Source organism: Bartonella sp. AP150HLJHH, assembly GCF_042196385.1.
Taxonomy (GTDB): domain Bacteria; phylum Pseudomonadota; class Alphaproteobacteria; order Rhizobiales; family Rhizobiaceae; genus Bartonella.
In genome coordinates this window covers 1-7,227 of sequence record NZ_JBHIQC010000045.1, presented here as the reverse complement: position 1 = coordinate 7,227, position 7,227 = coordinate 1, and the positions used below count along the sequence as shown (strand labels likewise).

5 protein-coding genes and 1 pseudogene are annotated in these 7,227 nt (G+C 33.5%); 2 read left to right on the top strand and 4 right to left on the bottom strand.

Features of this window, described 5'->3' with window-relative positions; genetic code table 11:
• Positions 1-284: pseudogene (locus ACFING_RS08885) on the top strand (virulence-associated protein E); the annotation flags it as partial.
• Between the two features lie 1,035 nt (positions 285-1,319).
• Here ACFING_RS08885 and ACFING_RS08880 read toward each other — a convergent pair.
• The 4 genes from ACFING_RS08880 to ACFING_RS08865 are packed head-to-tail and all read right to left on the bottom strand — an operon-like array spanning position 1,320 to position 5,900.
• A complete protein-coding gene (locus ACFING_RS08880; protein ID WP_375613859.1) occupies positions 1,320-2,312 on the bottom strand; it encodes a hypothetical protein in 993 nt (330 codons plus the stop codon).
• The gene (locus ACFING_RS08875; protein ID WP_375613858.1) at positions 2,281-2,895 is read right to left on the bottom strand and encodes a hypothetical protein; all 615 of its coding nucleotides are present in this window, start codon (positions 2,893-2,895) and stop codon (positions 2,281-2,283) included. The genes ACFING_RS08880 and ACFING_RS08875 overlap by 32 nt, the downstream gene beginning before the upstream one ends.
• Positions 2,885-4,669 carry an MFS transporter gene (locus ACFING_RS08870; RefSeq protein WP_375612536.1) on the bottom strand — a complete coding sequence of 595 codons (1,785 nt, stop codon included), beginning with the start codon at positions 4,667-4,669 and terminating at the stop codon, positions 2,885-2,887. Before ACFING_RS08870 ends, ACFING_RS08875 begins: the two co-directional genes overlap by 11 nt.
• Positions 4,662-5,900, bottom strand: a complete 1,239-nt coding sequence (locus ACFING_RS08865) for a radical SAM protein (protein ID WP_375629497.1) — start codon at positions 5,898-5,900, stop codon at positions 4,662-4,664. The genes ACFING_RS08870 and ACFING_RS08865 overlap by 8 nt, the downstream gene beginning before the upstream one ends.
• A 736-nt stretch (positions 5,901-6,636) precedes the next feature.
• Here ACFING_RS08865 and ACFING_RS08860 point away from each other — a divergent pair.
• Positions 6,637-7,227, top strand: a 591-nt coding sequence (locus ACFING_RS08860; RefSeq protein ID WP_375630542.1) for an integrase arm-type DNA-binding domain-containing protein, incomplete at its 3' end; no start/stop codon positions are given.

Sequence of the window (7,227 nt, the reverse complement as noted above, 5' to 3'; positions counted from 1 at the left end):
CTTTAGCAGAAACCTATTTACGTATGCGGGGTATTACATGTGATTTGCCTCCTGATTTACGCTTTTACGACAAATGTTCGCACCCCTCTGGGGTTACACTGACCGCGTTGGTGGCTCTTGTTAAGGGCGCTGGCTCTTTCGCCATTCATAGAACCTTTTTACAAGCCAATGGTTGCAAAACAGACCAAAAACCAGCAAAAGCCATGTTGGGATCTGTAACAGGTGGTGGGGTGCATTTAAGCCAAGCCAATCCAAAACATAAGGAATTATTTAACAAACTTTAGAGCTTTTATGCTGTTACAACTATCTTCGTGAAATTTATGAAGACAAAACCCAAAAGGCGGTCGGCCTACAAAACGCTATGAATAGCTCACCTTGGTGAAAAATCATAGGACCACACAATAGAGAAATCTCTTTTGACAGTTTTTCAAGCCAATCGCTCAACGCTCTTTTTAGTGACATTCTCTTCATTGCTCTTTTTTCAAAGAAAATGATCAGAGTTCTTCTTACAAAGAGTTTTGTTGCTTTTGGAGAGTTATTCCAATGTTTATGTTATTTTTTTAATAATAAAAAATAAAAAACATTATATTTTAATATTTTTGTTTAGGATCTTGAGCTACTCTATGGAAATTTCTATTTTTGTAAAAAATCCAAACGTGCAACAGCATGGTAAAATATATTTTTATGACGTTGGTGATGATCTCAAGAGAAAAGAAAAAAACCTTACGATAATAGGAGTCATTTGGGAGTATTGATGGTATTAAGTGAATATCAGCTACAATATCATTGGGATTTATATTACTCGTAATTGGCATTTTGGATGCATGGCTCATTTGTTCTGCGAATTATTGGACTTGAATGTTTAATCTATAAAGCCCAGTATTGATGATATTAGAATAAAAGCCATCTTGATTTGTAAGTTTAATCGAATGCAAATTGAGAACATTCGATATAATAACAAGCGTATGCTTCTTAGCTAGCCCCTTTTAAGTAAGATAATAAGTCCACCTGCCATACTGTTTTGATTGGGGTTGAGCTCAGCTTTATAATAAACATCAAGCTTAAAAATACCGTTCGCTTATTTTGAGTTACATCAAACTGAAATACCTATAATTCTTTCTCATCAAAAATCTTGAATAAAAAAGGCAAGTTGCTGCTTAAATTACTGCTAATATCAAAAAAATCAAAGCCAATTTTGCCACCATCTTTGACACTTTTAGTATATAAGATCCCGATACATGAGACAAGCACCATATCGTTCTTCCATCGGTATGTCCTATATCTATTCACGAAACATAGCTGCTTCAGAGTGGGAAATACTATATATTTGTAGCAATTTCTTTTAATTGATTCATATCAAAATACAAATCCGATACCTTTTGGCAAAATTTATCAAGATAAATAAACAATTCATCAGAGAGAGATATCTTTTTTTCTCGAATTCTCATTAAATCCTCAGTTTTATTATTTAACGGATGCGCTTCAAAATTACTTGCACGATTTCCTGCTAATTTGGTAGGCATATAATGATTTATGATGTTACAAAAACTACAATCTAAAGGGCCTGAAACATTACTTCCAACCATACCAACGTAGTTATTTTTATTCTCAAAACACTTATATAATTCTTTAATATTACTTGCAAATGGCTTATAGACAAAAGCATTATAGCCATATTCGTGAATTTTTTCATAACCACATTTCACGAATGTCTCATCAGCGATATTTAAGAAACCCAAATCTGGAATTTTTGAAGGAAATTTCACAGGCTGTTCTATTCCAAACAAATTATTCTTATCTATCCTATCAATAAAATAATTCCACTGCTCAAAATTAATACTTGCATTGAAATCAATAATAAATTTTACATTTTTGTTTTCATTAACAATTGCAATTGTATCATCCAAATACTGATTCGATGATTTCAATTTTATCAAATCGTAATTACGTATCTCATCATCAATAATTGCACCTATTCCTATCGTTTTAATAGATTTCATTAATCCAGAATTAATAATTTTAGCCATTTCAACTTTTTTAAAAAAATCTTCCAACCCAAAGAAATAGCTTAAAGAATTTGCAAAGTGTTTACTTTTATTTATTGATCGTTCATTTACAGATTTTATAAAATCGTCCGGCATTTCTCCGTGACTAGGTGACAATGGCAACTCCATAGCAAAGGGCGAAATAACTTTATCCTGAGCAGTAAATAAAATTATCAGTTCTGTTTTTTCAACTAACACACCAGAAGAACTGTGAAAAGAATCCGATAGTTTATATTTATTGGTGTAAACTCTGATGCGTATATCCATATTTTATCTCACAGCCAGAAAAAAAATCCCGTATCATATTTAACTGAAATCTATTCTCATACTTTTTTCTATTTTCAAAATTAACTAAAATGAACTCGGGAGTAGCGATACGTATTAGAGCTAACACTTCTGCCAAATCGAATCTCTCCGATAAAGTAATCGTCACACTATATGGTACGCTATCTTTTTTCATACATTCTATGTTACGCACCCACGTTTGTTTATATTTTTTACTGTCTAGATTTCTTATCTCTGAAATAACATCTGTGCCTATTTGTATCCCTAAAAAGAACGGATTACTCTTTAATAGCTTCAAATATGGTTGAATATAGATGTGCCCCCCTGTTGCAATCCGAAAATATTTTTTGCAAATGAGACACATACAAGTATATTTATGAAGTAAATCATAATCGAGCTCAAAAGGCTCTCCACCAGAAAGAATAATAAAATCAGATTTTATGTCATTTATTGTATATAAAGATTCAGGCAACGCGTCATCTCTCACCATATATTCCATCGAATACGGACAATGATTGCAGCCCGCACTGCAATTTTCATTACAAATTACAATATTATCGCCCATGAAATTTCTTATTCAAGTTCATATAATCCAATACTAATTGTTTCATGAAAATATTTTGGTATAGAGAAAGATCAGAAATTTTTTTAGCCACAAACGCTTTTATCATTGGTAAAGCTTCATCCTTTGATATAGACAGCAAATGAGAAATATAGTCTATCCGTTCTTCTAAATTGAGAGATAATCTTGGACTGGTGAAAAATGTTAAGATATCCAATTCCGGACTGGCTTCTTGACATAAATCCCAATCCACTACCATAAAAGAACTATCAGAAGTAACAATGATATTATCAGGATGTAAATCTCCATGTGATAAGATTATATTCTTGCTTAATCGATCTTGAAAGATCTTATTGATTTGATCAATAATCGCCTTTTGATGTAGCAAATCCATTTGGCTCAATACAGTACCCCGGATAAACTCCCATTCGACTATTTCATCGCAAAGTGTTATCAAATTTGGTGCAGGATAGAGACTTTGTCGAAAAGAGCCATCCTTGATGTTTTCATTAATGCACGATGCTTCCGGATAAATTTGCCCATAGCAAAACTCTTGATGCTTGCGTTTCAAGAAATGTTGTTTTGACGATTGTGCATTTTCAGGCTGTAACCAAATGATTTCTTGTTTTCTGACAAAAATAATTAAAGCAGACACCCCAAAAATCACAGCCATAATCACTGCCAACCACAAATTAGCTTGCCAGAATGTTGAAAAAACATGACCGTATAAAAAACTGAATGCAAAGGATACAACAGCTGTAATAATGGCTGTAAATGATAAAACAGTCGCGATAGCTTTGGGATCAATCAGTGAATTTATAAGAAGAGACGACAGATAAGATCGATAAGCAGATTTAAAAACACATAGCAGTAAAAATCCTAATATAAGAGCCGCAATGATTTGAAATGACATGAGAAAAAAAGCAATGGTTACCATACAACCAATCATTAAGACGGGAAAAATAGGATTTTGAAACTTTGAAAAATACTTCTGAAACAATATATTGGAACTTGCTGAAAAAAAATTCCCAATGATAAAAATAATCGAAACCAAAATAGCAGGTTGAAATGGCAAAAAATCAGAAAATGCGATAGAAACAGTTCGATTATTAACCAAAATAGCAAAAGCTGAAACTGCACTTAAAAAAACAAGAGTGAAGCGATAAGGGTTTTTGACTTCTTTACGGCTGGCGCACATAACTGTGAAAATACTCGGATGAGCGTTGATATGAAAACTATCTAATCCCTTCGTCAGTTTTGAAAACATAAAAATAGCAAAAATTAATGAAAGGATTTGAAAAATTACAGGCAATGCAGGATGCACATAATAAAGTATTCCCCCTAAAAAAATAAGTACCGTTGTCACACTATAGGTAACAGCAGCCACTTCGGACTTAACGGAAAACAGTGTGCGATGCTTTGGTACTACAGAAAAGAGTAAACTATCTTCCGCACCTGAGAAACAAGCGGCCGCTAATGTGATACACAACAAATAAGTGGCGTAAGCAAAATATGCATAATTCATAAAAAGAGCTAAAAAACCGCAAAGAAAGAAAAACAGCCCAGTATAAATAACGCGCTTACTTCCATAAACATCTGATAATAAACCCAAGGGGACTTCTAAGATCAAAGGAAGCAATAAAAAATAACTACCGATTAAAACAATATCCGCTTGCGACAAATGCAATTTTTCCGACAAAAAAAGTGGTAAAACAGCAACCACTAGAGCAGTAGACTTGCTAACGCTATAAATCTTAAATTGCTTAACCTTATCCACAAAATACCTTCCCACGACATCCGCTACATGCGCCAGATTCTTTCAAAGATTTTAAAACGCTTTGAGCAGACCAATCTATTGCCTCATAATTTTGTAGATTCCCAAAAGCTTCTGAATAAAAGCAATTTTTTAAATCTCCATTATAGTCCAATACCAAGGATGAAAATGGAAATAAACACATTAACGGCGACGAAACGTACGCAGAATTTTCGCCTAAGTAATAATTAATACAATTTACAAAATTTTGTGACGTCCATGAGATTTTCCTTTCTTGGAACTTTTTATCTATATAAATCTGGAGGGGGGATTCTTTCCTTGATAATTCATCTCTCAAATGAAAAAGTGAGGCGTTTGGCGGAAGAATTTTGTTGCTTAAAGCCTTAGATCGATCCTTTGTATTATTGTTTCTAGAAAAACAAAATGACGACGTATCGAGCGGGTTGAATCCGATATAATCGACATCTTTGCTTATACAAAAATCGATAAAATTAATAATATTTTCTAGAATCTCTTTAGTAACTGTCGCTCTTATTCCTATACTTTGCAGAGGTTGAAGATTCTTAACTGTTTCAATGTTTTCCCACACGCGATCAAATTTATTCGCCCCCCGTATATCATAATATCCTTGGACACTAGTCGAATCCATAGAAATAACAATTTCTTTTATGTCATACTGTGAAATCCATAAATTTTTATGCAATAAGATGCCATTGGTATTTAATTCAACAGGCAGACCTAGTTCATTCAACGTTAATAAAATATCTTTAAGCCTCGGATGCATTAAAGGTTCTCCCCCAGAAAGCATCACTGAGGCAGCTCCTTTTTCTTTCAACATTCTAAATAAGGGTATTAAACTTTCTGGAGTATGCCAATTTTTTTCCTTAATCTTCCAACAATCGCACATGATACAAGGGCTATTGCAATTCTGGATAATATGTATAATAGGTGTCACAGGTGCCCATAATTTTTTAAGATCAAAAATCGAATCTGACGCACTAATCAAGTTTTCCTTCTTTAAAAGAAAACCATTCTTTTCTAGTTCTCTTAACAAGATTGAAAAATCTGATGCTAAGACCTCTGTCTCTACATTAAGCTTTGCCGCAACAGTTTCAATTTTCTGATTCTGTAAAAAAACTGAATCAATTAAAATTATAGCTGAATCATTAAGCACAATAGTCTGAAAATCATTTAATCTAGTTATACTATTCTCGTCGAGATTGATACGAAACATTTCCCCTCCTAAATTGTTTCTTAATAATACAATGGATAAGGGCGCTGCTGCGCCCTTATCCTGCTTTTTTATTTTTTTCTATCTCGCGCCAATGGTTTATAACAAGTTAAACTTGCACTATTCACAGTACCAATCACCTGCGGCTTTTTATATGACATAACATCCTCCTCATATTGTTATTATGTACCTTGATATATATTAAAGATAATTATTATTTTGTAAATAGTCTAAAAATTTACAACTTTATAATTGTAAAGTCAATTTAACTGTATTACGCAATATTCAGTTTGGAAAATAAATTGGCCTATACCGGTATAAATCGAAAAACTCTTGTACTCAGCTAGTTTCCATTTTAATTATTAAGTTCATTCAAAAAGTATTATTCCTGTTTTCAATGGCTATTTCACTTTAATCACAATAAGAAATATGCAATGCTCTGCTTTATCAAGTAATTTTAAAAAGGTTTTTTGGGGCTGAAATAAAGAATAGTTGTTGCGTAAATCAGCTTCTCAGAAGAAAAATTTTTCAATTATTTTTCTGTTTTAATTGTAATTTTGTGAAATACTACTTGCGGTGAAATTACTTTTAAAAGAGGTTCTACTCGACGCCAAAATACAAACTTTTATTTCTTATTAAAGATACAATCATATTGATTTATAATGATAATTTAGCACTATTCATATCGAATAAGAATCCCAAATAACGTAGGATTCTCTCATTTCAAATCTGTGTATGGTTGAATCAACTAAAACCACTTGCTTGCACGTCACAAGCCGGCTTGTTACTTCATAAGCGTAAAGATGGAGGTGCTCAATGGATTTTACGGTATACCCTTCACGGACGTCGTCGTGAAATGGGCTTGGGAGCATTGCGAGATGTCTCTTTAAAACAAGCCCGTGAATTGGCAACTGGGTGGCGTTCGGTTTTACGTGAGGGGCGTGACCCCATTAAAGAACGCAATAAACAAAAGCGTGAGGCAATCAGCAATCTTCATTACTTAAAAGATATTGCCGTAGATGCTTTTGAAAGTCGGAAAGCTGAATTAAAAAATGATGGTAAGGCTTGTGATTGGTTTTCACCTTTACGTCTTTATATTCTCCCTAAATTAGGCTGTCTACCCGTTTCAGAGATTACTCAAACAGAGATACGCGATACCCTTGCCCCTATTTGGCATACAAAAGCTGGAGCTGCTCGGACAGCATTGATACGTCTCAAACTTTGTCTCAAACATGCGGCTGCCTTGGGTTTGAATGTTGATTTACAAGCAACAGAAAAAGCACGCGCTCTTTTAGGAAAACAACGCCATAAAGTCAAAAATTTACCTGCA